The organism is Spirosoma horti (assembly GCF_054776595.1).
This window is the reverse complement of record NZ_BAAHBQ010000002.1, coordinates 233,915-253,175: the sequence shown is the minus strand read 5'-3', so window position 1 is coordinate 253,175 and position 19,261 is coordinate 233,915. Positions and strand designations below refer to the sequence as shown.

Here is a 19,261-nt window from a genome sequence, read left to right as displayed (position 1 = left end):
CGCCGATTGCGCATAAGACCCGCCAAATAAAACACCAATGCCCCATCAATTCGATTTCTTAGTTATTGGCTCCGGTATTGCGGGCCTGAGTTACGCCACCAAACTGGCCATGCACTTCGACAACCTGAAACAGGATGTTCGTATCGGCGTCATTACCAAAGTGCAGGCCGATGAAACCAACACCAAATATGCGCAGGGCGGTATCGCTGCGGTCTGGTCGGAGGACGACTCGTTCGAAAAGCACATCGAAGACACGATGGTGGCAGGGGATTTTCTGAGTGACCGGCATATCGTCGAGATTGTGGTCAACGAAGGGCCAGGCCGCATTCAGGAGCTGATCAGTTACGGTACGCGCTTCGACAAAGAACACGATGGCGATGAATATGACCTGGCCAAAGAAGGTGGTCACTCCGATTTCCGGATTCTTCATTTCAAAGACATCACCGGGGCTGAAATTGAGCGGGCTTTGCTCGAAAAGGCGAATTCGCTGAAATCAATTGAGATTTTCACTCATTTCTACGCCGTTGAACTCATTACCCGTCACCAGCTTGGTGAAACGGTTCATCGGTACGATACGGACAACAAGTGCTTCGGTGCTTATGTGCTGAATACGCAAACCGGCAAGGTCGAGTTATTTCTGGCTAAAACAACTCTACTGGCAACGGGTGGCATTGGCAATATCTACCAGAATACAACCAACCCCAACATTGCCACCGGCGATGGCATTGCTATGGCCTACCGCGCCAAGGGTATCGGCAAGGACATGGAGTTTATTCAGTTCCACCCGACGGCGTTGTATGAACCGGGCAAGAAGCCTAATTTTCTGATTTCTGAAGCCGTACGCGGCTTTGGAGGCATCTTGCGGACACGTAAGGGGGAAACCTTCATGGAAAATTATGATCCTCGCCTTTCCCTGGCCCCACGCGATATTGTCGCTCGTGCTATTGATTCGGAAATGAAAAAGGCTGGTGATCCGCACGTTTATCTGGACGTGACCCATTGCGACTACGAAAAATTCATCGAGCATTTCCCCAACATCACGGCCTATTGCCGCGACCACCTGGGGCTCGACTTGCGGAAAGATTATATTCCGGTTGTACCGGCGCAACATTACTTATGTGGAGGTATTCGTGTGAACGAATGGGGCCAAACGAATATTCAGTTTCTATATGCAGTGGGCGAATGCTCCTGCACGGGCCTGCACGGTGCTAATCGACTGGCATCGAACTCATTGCTCGAAGCCGTTGTCTTTGGGCATCGCGCCTACGAAAAAACGGTCGAATTACTTGACCAGGCCGTTTTGCCGGATAATATTCCAGCCTGGAACGATGCCGGTACGACTCATCCCGAAGAACTGGTATTAGTCACCGAAATGAAAAAGGAGCTGGAGTCGATCATGTCTAATTACGTCGGCATTGTGCGAACCAATCGGCGTCTGAAACGGGCTATGGACCGACTGGAGCTTATTTATCTGGAGCACGAAGAGCTGTACCGGCAATCGAAAGTGTCGGTCCCCATTTGCGAACTTCGAAACATGATCGAAGTAGCGTATCTGGTCATCAAAATGGCGATGGCACGTCGCGAAAATAGCGGTCTCCACTTTAATCTGGACAATGTGAAGTAGGGTATTGAACTGTTTGACAGCGGCCATCCGGCAACGGAACGTTGCAAAAAGGGGCCTCTTGTCTGGTAAGACCAAATCTACCCGTCAACCCTTTTTGCAACCTATCGGTTGCCGAACAGCCAGAGGCAGTTTAATACATTTATCGTACTCGTTATGGCAATTTTCACGGAGCGGCACCTGTTTGTGAGGAAATGGGCAAAGTTTGGGATGATGTCAGTACCTTTGGTCAGCCTCAACTTAGCGTTGTAGTCTATGATAGCTCCTTATGAGGTGGTTTGACTGACATAGGGAGCTTTAACGAAGACGCACGGATCAGGCTTCTACACATCCGGGAATTCATGAACCAGCAAGACATCATCGACTTCATCAAGCAAAGCGACAGTCCGAAAATCAAATATGCGTTTACGGATATCGACGGCGTGTTGCGGGGCAAAATCATTCACCGGCAGAAATTTCTGGACGGGTTGACCGATGGCTTTGGTTTTTGTGATGTGGTTTGGGGATGGGACTCGGCCGATACACCCTACGACAATGGAAAAACCACAGGCTGGCACTCCGGCTACCCCGATGCACCGGTTCGCCTTGATCTGGCAACCTTCCGCCAGATTCCGTGGGAAGACAACATTCCGTTCTTTATCGCTGACTTCAGCCCTGGTCCAGCCAGTCAGCCCAACCAGTATGCCCTGGCAGCCTGTCCGCGTAGTCTACTCCGGCGTATAGCCAGTCAGTGCCAGGATATGGGCTTTCATGCCGAGTACGCCCAAGAGTTCGAGTGGTTCAATTTCCGAGAAACCCCCAGGAGCTTACAGGACAAAAACTTCCAGCAACTGGAGCCACTTACCCCCGGCATGTTCGGGTATTCCATTTTGCGACCTTCGCTCGAAAGTACGTTCTACCACGACTTGTTTGATTTACTGGCGCAGTTCGATGTGCCGCTGGAAGGCTTGCATACCGAAACCGGACCGGGCGTTTACGAAGCCGCCATTATGCACGATGAAGTTGTTCGGGCTGCCGACAAAGCCGCTCTTTTTAAAACGGCGGTTAAAGAAATTGCTTACCGACATGGCATCGTGGCTACGTTTATGGCCAAGTGGAATGCCGACTTACCCGGTTGTAGCGGCCATATTCATCAAAGTCTCTGGAATCCGGAACAGACGAAAAACCTGTTTTATGACCCTGCCGCTCCCAACCACATGAGCAACCTGATGCGCCAGTTCATAGCCGGACAACTATATTGCCTGCCGCATATTACACCCATGTTTGCCCCAACGATAAACAGCTATAAACGGCTGGTAGAAGGAGCCTGGGCACCAACTACCGTCACCTGGTCGATTGATAATCGGACAACGGCACTACGCATCCTTAATCATAAAGAAGCCTACACCCGCGTTGAACACCGGGTGTCAGGAGCCGACACGAACCCTTATCTGGCGATTGCCGCATCCCTGGCATCAGGCTTGTATGGCATCCGCCATAAGTTATCGCTCGACATCCCGGCTTCGGTTGGCAATGGGTATGCCGACACCCGCAATGGCACCCTGCCTAGAAATCTGACCGAAGCTACCCAGGTAATGGCCAATTCATCGGTGGCGGTTGAACTGTTTGGTACAGAGTTTGTTGACCACTTTACCCGAACGCGCGATTGGGAATGGCGCCAATACATTCGCCAGGTGAGCGACTGGGAACTGAAACGATATTTTGAAATTATTTAAACTGTAGAGACGCATACTTGCGTCTCAGCAACCGGATGGTCTTGTTGAGGAGTCTCAGCAACCGGATGGCGTTGTTGAGGAGAAAAGACGCAAGTATGCGTCTCTACACACATAAAAAATGCGTCTCGTTGATTATTCATCCATTATAAAAAAAGCCTGGGCAGAATTTGATGGCTCGGTTCAGGTACAGACCATCGAAGACATCAGTGCCAAGGTTTCGACTAACCACGTTTTCAGAGTTACGTTTGAGGATGGTGATCATATTATTGCCAAGCTTTCCTACTTCGGGACCTACGAACAGTTTCTGGAAGACCATCGGATTATCCATGCGTTGGCGAATAACCTGCTTTATCCGTTTGAAAACGTACTGGCAAAATCACTGGTACGCGACGGCCAGGTCTATACGTATCGACACAAAGACGGTTTTCTGGATGCCTGGGTTGTGTTCTACAATCCCATTCGAATTCAGTTAAAACTGCCCCGCCGGTTAGAAGAACACCATATTCGAATGCTTGGCCGCGAAGTAGCCCGATTTCATAAAGCTTGCTCGCGCGTTAGTCCGGTGCTGCCTAAATCCAGCAAAACATTACGCTCTGACATCTGGGATTTGCTCGACTTACTGGAAACCGAAACGGGTCAGTTTGAGCATCGGATGCATACTGATGAATTGAAACGGCAGTGTGAACTATTCTTAGAAAATCGCCAGAAGCTGGTTGCCAAATCGGTGGAGACCATGCCCGTTTTTGTCGACTGGAATATCGGTAACTTTTCGGTTACCGATAACCTTGAACTCTATTCCCGCTGGGATTATGACTGGTTCAGGATCAGCTACCGGGTCATGGATTTTTACTTTTTCAGCCGGGTGGTTTCCAACGCGGGCGACCGAACGGTGTTCAGTTACGTCATCGGGCCGTTGATGGAAGACCGCTTTTTGTTGTTCCTCCAGGAGTATCATCGGGTATTCCCACTGACGGAGAGCGAGATTCGGTTTCTGCCCGAAGCGTACCGTTTTTTTATCCTCAACTACGTCATAAAATACGGCCGTTATTTTTTTCATCGCACCTACGCCATCAAACTCCAGCGGGAGGCCTACGATATTTACTTTCCGTCGATTGAGACCTTCGATGCCGAGAAAATTTTGAAGGCATTGGGGATTTAGCCGCATCTGTGCTGATCACGTCCAATAAAGTGGCGTATTCGGTGTAGCATCGCTACTTAATAGCGCCTGGTCACGTAGAGTGTCTATCTTAACATTTTAAAGAAACATATTCCGTAAGCGTCTAAATTTTAATGCCTTAGTAGCAGCAATTAGTGACTCGGTAGTATCTATTCGTCTAAGGACGAAAGAAACTAACTGTATCATGAACAAACCACCATTAGCCGCTATACTGAGCACATTTGCGCTAATAGGCTCATTAGCCTTCGTCTCCTGCTCGAAAAGCAACGATACTGTTTCGCCTACGACAACAACCGGCAGCACCAGCACAACCACGACAACCGGTAGCAGCACAACTACTATCACATCCATTGGTACAGGTGTCGCCGACGTGTATAAAAAGATTTACGGAGCGTCTCAAATTTATGTAGAAGGTGATTACATTGTCATTAAGTCGACGGGTTTACCAGACCATAAAACACCTTATTATAAAGGCACTCAGTGGGCATCCAGTCTTTATGTAGCAGACACCCGTTCTGGCTTTCAACAAAATCCGAATACGATTTCTTCGTTCAGTTACACCTTCAAAATTCCCAAAAGTCCGGTAGTAGCCTCTACCCATAAAGCGCTCGGAGCAGCTACCATTGGCGTCGCCATCAATGGTGTCCCACTGTTCAATCAGTATCAGATGGAAGGAAATCTGCTGACGCCCGGAAAGGATGAGTATGTTTCCTTCGATTTGTATGGAGGCCACCCAACCCCATTTAGTGAATATCATTACCATATTGAGCCCAACTATATAACGACGACCAAAGGAAGCAGTGCGTTGATTGGGTTTTTGCTGGACGGTTTCCCCGTATACGGTCCCGTCGAGAATGGAAAGACACTAACCAGCAGCGATCTGGATGTTTACCACGGGCATACTTCCGCCACCGCTGATTATCCGAATGGCACTTACCATTATCATACTACCGCCGATGCTCCGTATATTAATGGGAATGGCTATTATGGCACGGCTGGTTCCTGGTCGAAGTAGTAAAATATGGTGGCTGGCAGGCGCCCTGGTGGCCTGCCAGCCATCGTCCGAAACGCCCGTTTATATCGATGCAAATAAGTGCTCGATTCAGGTCAGCGAAGGGATTACATCCATACAGGGCAACCCCGTTTCAGGAATTATCTTCACAACCGATACTCAGGGCGATACGCTCTTCACCGTGCCTTTTCGCAATGGTAAGGAAAACGGGCTGGCTCATTTTTTTTATCCAGGCAAACGTCGTCAGGCCGAACGACTGTATGTTAATGGATGGAAAGAAGGAACACACCAAGGCTGGTATCCGAATGGCAGGCTCCAATTTGAGTATCATTTTCATAATGATCTGTTCGAGGGTAGTTACAGGGAATGGTTTCCGAATGGGAAGCTGTTCCGAAATATGCATTATGAAAAAGGAGAAGAGTCGGGCGTTCAGCAAAGCTGGTATACGACGGGAAAAGTGAAAACCAACTACATTATTAAGGACAATCGTCGGTATGGGTTATTGGGCACCAAACACTGCAAAAATGTGGCGGACAGTATTCTCAGGAAGTAGTGTACTGATTATTGGCCTCATGCTAATCGCCTGCCGGAACGAAACGGGTCCGGAACTACCGTATTATAATACGCCCGATTTCAGCCCGATTTTTGTTAAATCGGCAAGCGAGTTGGCCGAAAAGATTCCACACACGATCAGCAATTTCTCCTTCAGGGACCAGAATGGCGTTACGATTAGCGAAAAGGATATTGAAGGTAAAATTCACGTGGCTGATTTTTTCTTCACCTCCTGCGGGCGTATTTGCCCCCTGATGACCAGGCATATGAAACTAGTTGAAAAGGCATTTCCGGATAACAAAAATGTGGTATTACTCTCTTACAGTGTGACCCCTTGGATTGATAGCATTGGCCGACTAAAGGCCTACAGTCGGGCCAATAATATCCAAGCTAAAAACTGGCATTTGTTGACAGGTTCAAAATCAGCTATTTATCAGTTAGCCCGACAGTCATACTTTGCTGAAGAGGAATTAGGCTTTAGCAAAGACAGCACCGAATTTTTGCACACGGAGCATTTCTTGCTGGTCGATAAGCAGAAACGCATACGGGGTATTTATAATGGCACTCTGGAGCTGGAAATGCAACAGCTTATTGCCGATATTCGGAGCTTATTACAGGAACACTGATTGAAGAATCGGCCTATATCGTATTTTTACCAATATTCTTCTAGAATTCCAGCGGCAAAGCGATCAACGTAAACACGGAGATTCGCTTATGGCTATTCATCTTTCCCGCGTGCCTCATGCAACTCACTGATTTCAAAACTATAGCGGCTAATTACAAAGTTATTTTCTTCGATGCCTTTGGTGTCCTGAAAAATTCGGAAGGCCTCTTACCCGGAATTGAACACACCTTCGATTGGCTCAAAGAAAACGGAAAGGACTTTTACGTACTGACGAATGATGCCTCTCGCAGTCCACAGGAGTTAGCTGAATCTTATTATAGGCAAAATCTCTACGCTATCCCGCCTGAGCGCATCATCTCGTCGGGCATGCTGGCACGGGAGTACCTGGACCTTAAAGTGTCCAGTGGGACGGTAGCCTACCTTGGGACGGAAAAATCAGCCCATTACCTCGAAACCACTGGCCTCAAAACATTACCCATTAGCCAGGTGGATCTAAAAGATGTAGCCGACATAAATGCCTTGGTTTTGCTCGACGATGAAGGCTTTGACTGGAATACCGACCTGACTAAAACGGTCAATTTACTCCGCAAGCGGAACATACCCGTTATTGTCGCGAATACCGATTCGACCTATCCAGTCTCAAAAACCCGCATTGCTATTGCAATCGGGGCAGTGGCCAGAATGATCGAGGCCATCGTAGGAAAACAGTTTATTCAATTTGGCAAACCCGATGCGCAACTCTTTATGTTTGCCTATGAGCGCCTGGAAAACGCGACCCATATTAGTAAACGCGATGTTTTGATGGTAGGCGATACCCTTCGAACAGATATTCTCGGGGGTAATAAGTTTGGTCTGGATACCGCTCTTGTGCTCACCGGAAATACGCAACCGCAGGATGCTGAGGTTCTAATTCGGAGTACAGGTATCATTCCTACCTATGTTTGCAAGTCAGTTGTAATCCGCTGATTCGGCCCATATTTCCACTACAAAATACTAATTACGAGAACGTTAAGCCACTCACAGGGGTATAAGCAAGCGATTTCAGGATTAAAAAATTGTTTGATAATACAAAGGTAAATACGTTTCTTTGCGCAGTTTTTTAACTCGAACGGACTACTAAAATGTCGGACATTGCACAGAAAGTAAAGAATATCATTGTTGAAAAATTAGGCGTTGAAGAATCAGAAGTGACGCCTGAGGCAAGCTTCACCAACGATTTAGGGGCCGATTCACTCGACACTGTTGAGTTGATCATGGAATTTGAAAAAGAATTCAACCTGCCTATCCCTGACGACGAGGCTGAAAAAATCTCTACCGTTGGCCTTGCCATCGAATACCTGGAGAAAAATATCGGTAAATAAGTCTCAACGAGATTTAGCAGACGTCATAACGAATTATCTCGGTGCCTATTCCAGGTCTACCTTGGAGCGGGTACTGAGTTGTGAAGCCAACGCCAACAAATACGGTATCGGCGTTGTTTTTCTTTTCCCATTACGTAGTAAACCCGTATGACACTCAAGCGAGTAGTAGTGACCGGCCTCGGTGCGTTGACACCAATCGGCAATGATGTAGCCTCTTACTGGAACAGCTTAGCCGCCGGTGTAAGCGGGGCCGGTCCCATTACGAAGTTTGACGCCAGCAAATTTCGCACGCGTTTCGCCTGCGAACTTAAAGGCGTAGACGTTACGCAGTACATTCCTCGTCAGGAAGCCCGCAAAATGGATGCGTTCACCCATTATGCCTTGATCGCCACTGACGAAGCCGTGAAAGATTCGGGAATGAACCTCGATTCGCTCGACAAAAATAAGGTTGGTGTTATCTGGGGATCCGGCATTGGTGGTCTCAAATCGTTTGAAGACGAGATGATTGATTACGCCAAAGGGGACGGTACACCCCGGATTAATCCCTTCTTTATTGTCCGTATGATTGCGGATAGCGCATCCGGTCAGATTTCGATGCGCTACGGTTTTCGGGGAACCAATTATGTAACGGTCTCAGCTTGTGCCTCCACCAACAATGCAATTATCGACGCATTCAACTACATTCGGTTGGGCCGATTAAATATGTGCGTGGTGGGTGGTTCTGAAGCGGCTGTTACCAGGGCGGGGATTGGAGGGTTCAATGCGAACCGTGCGCTCTCTGAACGCAACGACTCTCCCGAAACAGCATCACGTCCTTACGATAAGGATCGGGATGGTTTCGTTTTGGGCGAAGGCGCCGGGGCGCTTATCCTGGAAGAATACGAACATGCTCAGTCGAGGGGTGCCAAAATTTATGCCGAACTGATCGGCGGGGGCATGTCTTCGGATGCTTATCACATCACCGCTCCTCACCCAGAAGGCTTAGGTGCGTTTCTGGCGATGGAAGATGCCCTTCGGGATGCCGGTATTGCACCAGATGAAATTGATTACATCAACACGCACGGCACGTCTACCCCTATTGGCGACCCGCAGGAGCTAAAAGCCATCCACCAGTTGTTCGGTGAGCATTCGTTCAAGTTGAACATCAGTTCGACGAAGTCAATGACGGGTCACTTGCTAGGGGCTGCAGGCGCGGTTGAAGCTATTGCCGGTATTAAAGCCATGGAACACCAACTTGTTCCACCAACGATCAACCACGTCACGAACGACGAGGAAATCGACTCCCGCTTTAATTTAACGTTCAATACGGCACAGGCACGCCCAATCACTACCGTGATGAGCAACGCCTTTGGATTTGGAGGTCACAACGCGATCGTTATTTTCCGTAAACTTAGCTGAGTCGTGCAAATCGCTCTGCCACGCAGTTTATTTAATCCCCTCGACTGGTTCCGGTCTGGCAACGATGATCCTCGTAAGAATCTGCGTCGGTCGATTGCCCATATCATTGGCGCACGCCCGTCCAATTTAGGGCTTTACCAACTCGCCTTGCGCCATACATCGGCATCGAAAGCAACGGCGATCGAAGGGTTTCGGGAATCGAACGAGCGGCTGGAGTATTTGGGCGATGCCGTTTTGGGTATGGTTATCGCTGAGTTTCTTTTTAAAAAGTATCCCTACAAAGACGAAGGTTTTTTGACAGAAATCCGCTCACGTATCGTTAATCGAGAGACGTTGAACGGTATTGCCCGAAAAATTGGCCTCGACCAGCTTATCGAATACGACGGAAGCCGCACCCGTAGCTTACCGGCCCGCACATCCATGTATGGCGATGCGCTAGAAGCACTAGTTGGAGCGGTGTATCTGGATAAGGGATTTCGGTTCACACGCCGATTTATCCTGAAAGATCTACTAGCTCATTACGACATTGAGTCCGTTGTTCAAAACAATGGCAACTACAAAAGCCGCCTGATTGAATGGGCGCAACGGGAAGGCAAAGAAATCCGCTTCGAAATTGTGTCGGAGAAAGGAAATAGTCATTTCCGTGAGTTTATATCTCAAGTATTGGTCAACGACGAGCCATTCTCAACGGGCAGTGGCTACAGCAAGAAAAAAGCCGAACAGGCTGCCGCCGAGAAAGCCTTTGAATTGCTGGAGCTTAAGTAGGTCATTTACCATCCCCATCAGTAGGTTATAAAATCGATGCTCAATTTGTCAAATTTGCCGACATTGGTACTAGCTTGTGCGCGTAGGCGTCATTCTGTCAGATTTTACTCTTTTATGCTGCCTTTGTACCTGTCAAATTATCAGAAATTTGCTTGGTAAATCAACTGGCACAAGGTTTGAAAATAGCTATTCAGAATTAGTTAATCTATTTTCAAACCTAAAACCGTAGTAGTCATGAATACGTTAATGCGCACCAACGACCACTTTCCATCGTTGATCGAGAATTTTTTCGGACGCGACATGAACGACTTTTTTAATGCCAGTGGCTCTGGAGTGATAAACGTTCCGGCCGTAAATGTGGTCGAGCATCAGGATGGCTTCCGGATTGAGGTTGCCGCCCCTGGTTTGAAGAAAGAGGATTTTAAACTCAATCTGAATCACAATAACCTGACCATTTCTGCTAGTCAGGAAACACAAAAAGAAGAAGCTGAAAAAGGGCATGAAAAATACACCCGAAAGGAGTTTAGCTACTCGTCATTTCAGCGGACCTTCACCTTGCCCAGCTCAATAGATGCCGAACACATTCAGGCAACCTATACCGATGGACTTCTAAAAATTGAGGTTCCCAAACGCGAAGAAGCTAAAGTGAAACCACCACGGCAGATCGAAATAGGTGGTTGATCAGGCCTGTTTACTAGTACAAAAAAAGCCCGATGAGCGTCGTGCTCACGGGCTTTTCATTACCTAATTATCCGGTAACAAAGCCCTGTTAAATTTTGTTAAGGACGCACAGTAGCCGGATTTTTCAGACGCTACTTTCCGTTATAGTATCAGACAGACAACCACTGCCTTTAACACAAAAAGAAAGCAATTAGATTTTCCCATTTATTATGAAAAGCAACTGGAAATTATTGGCGTTGATGGCACTCCTCTCGAGTGTTGTAACGTTGGCTGCTTACAACCTGTTGGGCTTCAACAACCGGGATGTAATTTTTAACGAATCGTCGCCAATTCAGACGATTACTGGGCGATTAGCCTCCATGCCCGGCAACAACCCAAGTGGTGTTCCCGGCGATTTCTCTACAGCGGCAGAAGCCGTAACACCAATGGTTGTTCACATCCGAACCACCATGACGCGTACAGTACGCCAACAGCAGGTTCCTGATATTTTCCGGGAGTTTTTTGGGGACGAATTCGGTGGTAGCCAGCGGCAGCCACGCCGTCAGCAAGGCCAGGCTTCCGGCTCGGGGGTAATCATCAGCAAGGATGGTTATATCGTTACCAACAACCACGTTGTTCAGGATGCCGATGAAGTAGAAGTTATTATGACCGACAAACGGAGCTTCAAAGCAAAAGTTATCGGTACCGACCCACTAACTGACTTAGCCGTTATTAAAGTAGATGCCAACAACCTTCCAGCCATTACGCTGGGCGATTCGGACGCCTTGAAATTGGGTGAATGGGTATTAGCCGTTGGTTATCCGCTCGACCTGGAATCGACTGTTACAGCTGGTATTGTTAGTGCCAAAGGTCGTCGGATTGGTATTTTAGACCAAAATATCAGCAAGACGGATGCCAAGCCTGATTCTCCGGTAGAAGCATTCATCCAAACGGATGCAGCCATTAACCCAGGTAACTCGGGTGGTGCGCTGGTCAACCTACGTGGCGAATTAGTGGGTATTAACTCGGCTATCGCTTCGGCAACTGGTTACTATAGTGGCTATGGCTTCGCAGTACCTGTTTCGCTGGTTAAAAAAGTATCGGCCGACTTGCTCAAATATGGTAACGTACAACGTGGCTATATCGGCATTCTGCCTATCGAACTGAACAGCACGGTAGCTAAAGAAAAAGGCGCAAAAATTGGCCGTGGTATTTATGTTGAAAGCGTTGTCGAAAAAGGCGCTGCCGAAGCTGCTGGTTTGAAAAAAGGCGACGTTATCGTGAAAATGGAAGGTCAGACGCTTGATTCGGACGCCCAGATGCGTGAGATCATTGGTCGTCGCCGTCCAGGTGATATTGTTAATGTAACCGTTAACCGGGATGGTACCGAGCGTGACTTCAAAGTTGAGCTGCGTAACCGCAACGGTGGCCGGGATGTGATCAAGAAAGCCGATGTAGCAGCCGCGAACACATCGTTGAGTACGCTGGGTGCCAGCTTCGAAGATTTATCGGCTCAGGATGCTAAACAACTGGGTATTACCGGTGGTGTCCGGGTAAAGAAAATTACGGACGGTAAGTTAGCTGAAACCGATGTAGAAGAAGGATTCATTATTGTGAAAGCGAACGGTAAGAACGTTAAAACAACAAAAGACCTTCAGGCAATTATGTCGTCGGTGAAAGAGGGCGAAGGACTGATGCTTATCGGTATGTACCCCAACAGTTCACGGATGTACTACTACGCAGTCCCTGTGTAATCAGCACGTTCTTAATAGTATTTGGCGTCGGGTTCTTAAAACCCGACGCTTTTTTTGTGCCTAAAAAAACGGTCGGGTATTTAAACCCGACCGTCCAGAAAGATAAGCTAGAAACTGGCTAGCAACTATTCAAAATAATTCAGAACCTGATGTCCACTGCTGGCCAGGAGCTGGTCCCGACGGAATAGATTGATATCAGCGGTCATCATGTCTTTTACCAGCGCAGGAAGGTCGTATTTCGGCGTCCAATTTAGTTTCGACATGGCTTTGGTAGGATCGCCCAGCAACAGGTCTACTTCTGTTGGACGGAAATAGCGAGGATCGACACAAACAACTGTCTGACCCACCGCAACCGGGAAATCAGGGTTAGTCGAGCTCACAACCGTACCTACTTCGTTGACGCCTTCGCCGGTAAATGCCAGTTCAACACCAATTTCTGAGAATGACATCCGAACAAAATCACGTACGCTGGTTGTTACACCCGTTGCAATCACGAAATCTTCCGGTTTTTCCTGTTGCAGAATCAGATACATAGCCTCAACATAGTCTTTGGCATGCCCCCAGTCGCGCAGCGAGTCCATATTACCCAGATATACCTTATCCTGTAAGCCAAGACCAATCCGCGATACTGCCCGTGTAATTTTACGCGTCACGAATGTTTCGCCCCGTAGTGGCGATTCGTGGTTGAACAGAATACCGTTACAAGCATACATGTTGTAGGCTTCGCGGTAGTTCACCGTAATCCAGTAGCCATATAATTTAGCGACAGCGTAGGGTGAACGGGGATAAAATGGGGTTGTTTCTGACTGGGCATGACCCTGAACACCGCCATACAGCTCAGACGTTGATGCCTGATAGATACGGGTTTTTTCGGTAAGGCCAAGCAGCCGAACTGCTTCCAATATACGTAACGTACCAATTCCATCTACCTGAGCGGTGTATTCTGGCTCATCGAAACTAACCCGTACGTGCGACATAGCACCGAGGTTGTAGATTTCGTCGGGTTGAACTTCCTGAATGATGCGGATAATATTGGTCGAATCGGACAGATCGCCGTAATGAAGCTTGAGGTGTATGTTTTTCTCGTGTGGGTCTTCGTACAGGTGGTCAATCCGCTGTGTATTGAAGAGTGAGCTTCGGCGCTTGATACCATGTACTTCGTATCCTTTTTCTAGTAGTAATTGGGTCAGATAAGCCCCATCCTGGCCGGTAATTCCGGTAACTAATGCTTTTTTCATATCAGTATAAACTGGTCAAGGCCAACGCCTAAAGGTGTATCAAATTGACCAAAGGTAATGTCCGGTAGGCAAATTTTATAACTTATTTTATTAACAGGCTACGACGAATGTCCACTTTGTCGGGTTGGAGCTGCGCTGATTCGATAAGACGCCGTATCGATGCATAGTACCGTTCGGCATCCATCCGACGCATAAAGTCGCCCACCTTAAGCTTATACGTTGGCTGCGTATAACTCAGATAAGGGCTCAGCTCCGGGAATTCCTGGGAAAGAAGCAATCTGGCCGCATCAACTTCTTTTCGCTGCGTGCCTACATAAACCTGAATACGAAAACCAGGAGCATACCGTATCGAACGGTTCTGCATGGCAATGGTATCGAGTACCATATCGAGCCGACGGTTAATGTGAAGAGCTTCTATGGGTGCGTTTGGCTTGCGCGTATCTGTCCGGCGAGGGGCAGGAGCAGCTGTTGGTACGGGTGGCGGTGTAGTGGTTGGAATAGCTGTTGCTGTCGGGTTATAGACAGGGCGTACCGACGACAGATCTTCATTGTAACTATTGTAATCAACAGCCGTTGTAACCGAGCGGCTAGTGGCACAACCCGTCATAAGTAATAAACTAAATGCAATACTTTCCGCAAATCGGCAACGCATAACCATCTTTGAATTAATGGGTAAAAATAATCATTTGCGGCTGGAATAAACCAAACCAACGATCATCTGTATAAACCCCTCCTATAATTTGGTTAATTTTGACCGTTTATTACGCTTAGTACATGCTGAACATACAAAGCCACGTATCGCTCAAACCCTATAACACGTTTGGAATTGATGCCAACGCACGGTATTGGGTCGAGGTTAATAGTGAGGAAGACCTTCAGACGGTACTTCAATTGAGTGACTTTATCAATCAACCCAAATTGATCCTTGGTGGCGGTAGTAATGTTCTGCTATGCCATGACTTCGATGGGTTGGTGGTTAAAATGAATATTCAGGGCATCGATGTCATTCGCGACGATGACAATCATGTATACATCAGGGCCGGTGCGGGAGTCAATTGGCATGAGCTGGTTCTATTTTGCGTTGGCCACGGCTATGCAGGCATGGAGAACCTATCGCTCATACCCGGCACAGTGGGCGCTGCTCCCATGCAGAACATCGGTGCCTATGGTGTTGAACTGGAACAGGTATTTGAGTCGCTTACGGCCATCCACATTCTTACCAGCGAAAAGAAAACGTTTGCCCATGCCGACTGCGCCTTTGGGTATCGGGAGAGCGTATTTAAGCGGGAGCTAAAAGGCCAGTACATTATTACGAGCGTTACGTTCCAGCTAAACAAGCGGCCAACGTTCCATACACGTTACGGCGCTATTCAGGAAACGCTGACCGAAATGGGCGTAACGGACGAAACATTGTCCATTAAGGCGATCAGCGATGCCGTGATTCGAATTCGACGCAGCAAACTGCCCGATCCAGCGCAGATTGGTAATGCAGGAAGTTTTTTCAAAAATCCTGAGATTATTAAAAGCCAGTTCGATAGCCTGAAAGCAACGTATCCGGCTTTGCCGGGCTATCCCATAGGGGACGATGTAGTGAAAGTGCCGGCGGGTTGGCTAATTGAGCAGGCTGGCTGGAAAGGGTATCGATCCGGCGATGCGGGGGTGCATGCCAAACAGGCGCTGGTACTTGTCAACTACGATAAGGCTACCGGCAACGAAATTATGTCACTGGCCAGGAAAGTGCAGCAATCTGTACTGGACACATTTGGCGTAACGATTTCGCCCGAAGTAAACGTCATTTAACAGAAAACCAGTCTTAACGTAGACAGGGGAGACAAACTTGTCTCCCCTGTCTACGTTAAGACTGGTTCAATCGATTCATTTAGTCGAAGCAGAGTGAAGCGGCTCCGAGCAGCCCTGCGTCATTACCGAGTGTAGCTCGTTTAATACTCAAGCCGTTTTTGTAGTAGGGATTCAGCCAGTACTCCAGCGTTTTATTAACAGCAGGCAGAATATAATCGAACGAAGCAGACAAGCCACCGCCAATTAGCACTTGCTTGATATCCAGAATTTTAATTAGCGAAGCTAAGCCTTCGCCCAACATTTCGCCGACTTCGGTCCAGACCTGAAGCGCCAGTTCATCACCTTCTGCCGCAGCAGCGACCAATCCGGTTGTCGAAATCGACCCATCGCTGGCTAAGTGAGTTTCGCCTTTGTACTCTTTTCGGCGCTCGTTCGCTAAATCGAGTAATTCTTTTTTACCAATATTCCGCTCCAGTACCCGGCCATTGCGGGAAGGGATATGGCCAGGCTCCATGGCATTGCCATCGCCCCCGGTGAATATTTTTTTGTTGATAATGGCTGCACCACCAACACCCGTGCCAAGCGTAATGAAAATATAATTTTCCGTAATTTTCTCTTCAGCAAAATAATATTCCCCCAACGCTGCTGCATTGGCATCGTTCGCCAGAAAAAACTGAACACCCGGAAACCGCTTGCTTAGCAAATCGACCATCGGAATGTCATTGATTTCCGGAATAGCCGTGATTTCGAGGGGGATAGTCCGCTCTCGATTGAGCATACCCGGCAACCCTATACCAACTTTTTTTACCTCTTTATTCGCTAGTAATTGCAACGCAACGGCATCACCAAAGCGATCAACAAAGTGTCCTGATTCCCGCCAGCTAATGGTGTCGTGGCTGTAGAAATTAGAAATTTTACCGGTATTGGCATCGACAATACCCATTTTGACGTTCGTACCGCCGACGTCGATACCCAGATACTCAACGGAAGCCATTCTTAATATTGGTCAGTTTATGGTGAACAATTAGCAGGTCAGGGACGCGTAAATCGGCGCAAGATACAAAAAGTAGGTAGTCCATAGGCATGCGTTGGTAGCCGATTGCTTAGTTCCTACCCAATCCGGGCCTTCATCCAGCTTAAATATCGCCTAATTGAGGGCGAATAAGCATTTCTTCAATAACGGCGCTTTTAGAGAGCGAATAGGCTGCCCAGGCGCTATCGGCCACATCATCCGGTTTTAAAAAGCGCTCTTCGGGCAGATCCGTTCCGGCCCAGCTGTCAGTAAGCGTGGCTCCCGGCAGGATGGCCGTTACCTTCACGTCATGTGGTTTCAGTTCCTCGCGCAACACCCGGCTCATGCCCAGCAACGCGAATTTAGAAATACAATAAGAGCCCCCGTTCGTATAAGCCGTAATACTGGCGGTAGAGCACATCATAAAAATATGTCCCTTCCGACGGGCCACCATGTTACCCACCAGCCCGCGCGTTAGATGATACGCACTCGCGACATTGGTACTCATCAGTTGCTCGAACGTGCCCTCGGCTTCGTTCTGAATCTGACCTGGCAGAAATACGCCCGTATTGTTAACCAGCACATCGACGGGCCGATTGAGCGAATGAATATAGTTGAGTAAGTGATTGACACCATCACGCGTCGACAGATCGGCGGCAACAGGCAACAAACCGGGTTCCCGGATGCCATCGACCGAACGGGCACAAATAATGGCATCGAAACCTTCGGCGACAAATCGGTTGGCAATCGCGCGACCGATGCCTTTGGAGCCACCGGTTACCACAATCAATGGGTTCATAACTAACGATAATCTGAGTCAACCTGCGCAGCAAAACCTGCTTTGCAGTTAAACCGCTATCCATCGGGATAAGCGGTGCCGCAAGTTACATCAGAAACCATTCTCTCTTAACGGGGGTTCTCCCGAATGGATACCAATCAGACCACCCTCAACAAGGTTCAACTGTTTTCTACACGCTTATATGTCACGATTAGGTAGTTATTTTATCTTTTTGGGTACCCTCTTCCGCAACCGGGAGAAATTCCGTGTTTATGTGGGCCTTATTTTAAATGAGTGCATGTCGATCGGCGTCGGGTCTATCTTTATAGTTGCCCTGGTCAATATCTTCATTGGTGCCGTTACCTGCGTTCAAACAGCCTATAACCTGACCAATCCGTTTGTACCGAAGTATATTATCGCCCTTATTGTACGCGACAGTTCTATTCTGGAGCTGGCCCCTACCCTATCGTGTATTGTATTGGCGGGTAAAGTGGGGTCAAATATTGCCAGTGAATTAGGGACGATGCGTATTACCGAACAAGTCGATGCGCTGGAGGTTATGGGCATCAACTCAAGCTCCTATCTGATACTACCCAAAGTGGTTGCATCGGTTCTGATGTTTCCACTGCTGGTTATTATGGCGGCTTTTCTGGCCATTCTAGGCGGTTATATTGCCGGTACGTTGGCGAGTGTCATATCCGCAGAGGATTATGTAACTGGCTTACGTTTTGATTACAAGCCTTTTGGTATTGCATTTGCGCTTATTAAAACCACCGTATTTGCCTTCCTGATCTCGACCATTTCGGCCTATCAGGGGTACAACGTTAGCGGGGGGGCGCTCGAAGTAGGTGCCGCATCGACATCTGCTGTTACTAACAGTTGTATTGCCATTGTAGCCGCCGACTTTGTGCTCACCCAGTTGTTACTTACGTAAATTTTGAATGAGTGAGTGATAGAATGAGTGAATGAATCACGGAAGCAAACCTATTATTCATTCACTTATTCTATCACTCACTCATTCTATCATTGGCTATGATTGACATTAAAAACATTACGAAATCGTTCGGCGATCGACAAGTGCTGGCGGGTATCGATGGGAGCTTCAAACCGGGCGACACAAGCCTGATTATTGGTGGTAGTGGCACCGGTAAGAGTGTGCTGCTAAAGTGTATGATTGGGCTCATCAAACCTGACTCCGGCCAGGTTCTGTATGACGGGCGAGACTTTCTGACCAGCGATCTGGAAGCGCAAAAGGCCATTCGGCGCGAAATGGGGGTCCTGTTTCAGGGCTCGGCGCTGTTTGACTCGAAGACCGTTCTGGAAAACGTTCGTTTCCCACTGGATATGCTCACCGATCAATCGGAAAGTGAAAAGGTAGACCGGGCGCAGGAGTGCTTACGGCGTGTTGGGCTGGACCAGGCGGGCGACAGGATGCCGTCCGAAATTAGTGGCGGGATGAAAAAACGGGTTGGCATTGCCCGGGCCATTGTCCTAAATCCCAAATATTTGTTCTGTGATGAACCGAACTCTGGTCTGGACCCACTAACATCCATTAAAATTGATCAGCTCATTTCTGAAATCACCGACGAGTATCAAATTACGACCGTTGTGATCACCCACGATATGAACTCGATGATGGAGATTGGCGAGCAGATTATGTTTCTTTATGAAGGCCACAAGCTCTGGCAGGGAGACAGCAGTACGCTCATCCATTCAAACGTGAAAGAATTGAATGAATTTATAAATGCTAACAAGCTGATTCGGGAAATGGAAAAGTAATGTGTACGCATGAT

The 19,261-nt window shown here is 48.0% G+C and carries 19 protein-coding genes; 15 read left to right on the top strand and 4 right to left on the bottom strand.

Features of this window, described 5'->3' with window-relative positions:
* Nucleotides 1-37 precede the first annotated feature (37 nt).
* The 12 genes from nadB (at nt 38) to ACYVAM_RS05030 (ending at nt 12,640) form a co-directional block, all read left to right on the top strand.
* Nucleotides 38-1,624: an L-aspartate oxidase gene (nadB, locus tag ACYVAM_RS05085; protein ID WP_461064588.1), complete on the top strand. Its 1,587-nt coding sequence runs from the start codon at nt 38-40 to the stop codon at nt 1,622-1,624.
* A 338-nt stretch (nt 1,625-1,962) separates the two neighbouring features.
* Nucleotides 1,963-3,336 (top strand): glutamine synthetase family protein, encoded by a 1,374-nt coding sequence (locus tag ACYVAM_RS05080; protein ID WP_461064586.1) that lies wholly within the window; start codon nt 1,963-1,965, stop codon nt 3,334-3,336.
* Between the two features lie 118 nt (nt 3,337-3,454).
* Nucleotides 3,455-4,495: an aminoglycoside phosphotransferase/kinase family protein gene (locus tag ACYVAM_RS05075; RefSeq protein ID WP_046578690.1), complete on the top strand. Its 1,041-nt coding sequence runs from the start codon at nt 3,455-3,457 to the stop codon at nt 4,493-4,495.
* 202 nt (nt 4,496-4,697) lie between these two features.
* Nucleotides 4,698-5,528: a YHYH protein gene (locus tag ACYVAM_RS05070; protein WP_461064584.1), complete on the top strand. Its 831-nt coding sequence runs from the start codon at nt 4,698-4,700 to the stop codon at nt 5,526-5,528.
* On the top strand, nt 5,470-6,078 hold the full coding sequence (locus tag ACYVAM_RS05065) for a toxin-antitoxin system YwqK family antitoxin (protein WP_461064582.1): 609 nt from the start codon (nt 5,470-5,472) through the stop codon (nt 6,076-6,078). The genes ACYVAM_RS05070 and ACYVAM_RS05065 overlap by 59 nt, the downstream gene beginning before the upstream one ends.
* Nucleotides 6,050-6,703: an SCO family protein gene (locus ACYVAM_RS05060; protein WP_461064580.1), complete on the top strand. Its 654-nt coding sequence runs from the start codon at nt 6,050-6,052 to the stop codon at nt 6,701-6,703. Before ACYVAM_RS05065 ends, ACYVAM_RS05060 begins: the two co-directional genes overlap by 29 nt.
* A 116-nt stretch (nt 6,704-6,819) precedes the next feature.
* Entirely contained in the window at nt 6,820-7,668 is an 849-nt protein-coding gene (locus ACYVAM_RS05055; RefSeq protein WP_461064578.1) for a TIGR01459 family HAD-type hydrolase, read from the top strand.
* A 155-nt stretch (nt 7,669-7,823) separates the two neighbouring features.
* On the top strand, nt 7,824-8,063 hold the full coding sequence (locus ACYVAM_RS05050) for an acyl carrier protein (RefSeq protein WP_012929621.1): 240 nt from the start codon (nt 7,824-7,826) through the stop codon (nt 8,061-8,063).
* Nucleotides 8,064-8,210: 147 nt separating this feature from the next.
* Nucleotides 8,211-9,461 (top strand): beta-ketoacyl-ACP synthase II, encoded by a 1,251-nt coding sequence (gene fabF, locus ACYVAM_RS05045; RefSeq protein ID WP_461064577.1) that lies wholly within the window; start codon nt 8,211-8,213, stop codon nt 9,459-9,461.
* Between the two features lie 3 nt (nt 9,462-9,464).
* Entirely contained in the window at nt 9,465-10,226 is a 762-nt protein-coding gene (gene rnc, locus ACYVAM_RS05040) for a ribonuclease III (protein ID WP_461064575.1), read from the top strand.
* Nucleotides 10,227-10,460: 234 nt separating this feature from the next.
* Nucleotides 10,461-10,907: an Hsp20/alpha crystallin family protein gene (locus tag ACYVAM_RS05035; protein WP_461064573.1), complete on the top strand. Its 447-nt coding sequence runs from the start codon at nt 10,461-10,463 to the stop codon at nt 10,905-10,907.
* 209 nt (nt 10,908-11,116) lie between these two features.
* A complete protein-coding gene (locus ACYVAM_RS05030; protein ID WP_461064571.1) occupies nt 11,117-12,640 on the top strand; it encodes a Do family serine endopeptidase in 1,524 nt (507 codons plus the stop codon).
* Between the two features lie 125 nt (nt 12,641-12,765).
* On the opposite strand, the gene gmd is transcribed toward ACYVAM_RS05030, so the two are convergent.
* Together gmd and ACYVAM_RS05020 are read right to left on the bottom strand one after the other, a co-directional pair.
* Complete coding sequence (gmd, locus tag ACYVAM_RS05025; protein ID WP_461064569.1) at nt 12,766-13,878, bottom strand: GDP-mannose 4,6-dehydratase; 1,113 nt, start codon at nt 13,876-13,878, stop codon at nt 12,766-12,768.
* Between the two features lie 82 nt (nt 13,879-13,960).
* Nucleotides 13,961-14,530 (bottom strand): SPOR domain-containing protein, encoded by a 570-nt coding sequence (locus ACYVAM_RS05020; protein WP_461064567.1) that lies wholly within the window; start codon nt 14,528-14,530, stop codon nt 13,961-13,963.
* A gap of 122 nt (nt 14,531-14,652) precedes the next feature.
* On the opposite strand from ACYVAM_RS05020, the gene murB reads away from it, so the two are divergent.
* On the top strand, nt 14,653-15,678 hold the full coding sequence (gene murB / locus ACYVAM_RS05015; protein ID WP_461064565.1) for a UDP-N-acetylmuramate dehydrogenase: 1,026 nt from the start codon (nt 14,653-14,655) through the stop codon (nt 15,676-15,678).
* Nucleotides 15,679-15,757: 79 nt separating this feature from the next.
* Here the strand turns inward: murB and ACYVAM_RS05010 are convergent, their stop codons facing one another.
* Together ACYVAM_RS05010 and ACYVAM_RS05005 are read right to left on the bottom strand one after the other, a co-directional pair.
* Nucleotides 15,758-16,672 carry an ROK family protein gene (locus ACYVAM_RS05010; RefSeq protein ID WP_461064563.1) on the bottom strand — a complete coding sequence of 305 codons (915 nt, stop codon included), beginning with the start codon at nt 16,670-16,672 and terminating at the stop codon, nt 15,758-15,760.
* A 142-nt stretch (nt 16,673-16,814) separates the two neighbouring features.
* A complete protein-coding gene (locus tag ACYVAM_RS05005) occupies nt 16,815-17,489 on the bottom strand; it encodes an SDR family oxidoreductase (RefSeq protein ID WP_461064561.1) in 675 nt (224 codons plus the stop codon).
* A 181-nt stretch (nt 17,490-17,670) separates the two neighbouring features.
* Between ACYVAM_RS05005 and ACYVAM_RS05000 the strand changes: the two genes are divergently transcribed.
* Nucleotides 17,671-18,402, top strand: coding sequence for an MlaE family ABC transporter permease (locus ACYVAM_RS05000; protein WP_461064559.1), 732 nt, complete (start codon nt 17,671-17,673; stop codon nt 18,400-18,402).
* Nucleotides 18,403-18,500: 98 nt separating this feature from the next.
* The gene (locus ACYVAM_RS04995; RefSeq protein WP_461064557.1) at nt 18,501-19,247 is read left to right on the top strand and encodes an ABC transporter ATP-binding protein; all 747 of its coding nucleotides are present in this window, start codon (nt 18,501-18,503) and stop codon (nt 19,245-19,247) included.
* Nucleotides 19,248-19,261: the final 14 nt, after the last annotated feature.